This is a genomic window from Pelomonas dachongensis (assembly GCF_043555865.1).
Classification (GTDB): domain Bacteria; phylum Pseudomonadota; class Gammaproteobacteria; order Burkholderiales; family Burkholderiaceae_C; genus Pelomonas; species Pelomonas dachongensis.
Window position 1 is genome coordinate 1 of sequence record NZ_JBIGHY010000078.1, and the last position, 232, is coordinate 232.

Consider the following 232-nt stretch of genomic DNA (forward strand, 5'->3'; position numbering starts at 1 on the left):
TCAGCGCCCAGCTCGAGCAGACGAGCACCTTGATGCAGGATCTCGGCGTCAAGCCCAAGGTAGCCGTCGTCGACCTGGGCTACCGCGGTGTCGATGCCGACATCACCCCGGTGGAGCTCATCCACCGAGGCAAGTACAAGTCCTTGAATGCGCAGCAAAGGCGCTGGCTCAAGCGCCGCCAGGCGATCGAGCCGACCATCGGCCACACCAAGCACGACCACCGGATGGACAA

The 232-nt window shown here is 63.8% G+C and carries 1 pseudogene; it reads left to right on the top strand.

The features are described from left to right. A pseudogene (locus tag ACG02S_RS26385) lies at positions 1-232 on the top strand (IS5/IS1182 family transposase); the annotation flags it as partial.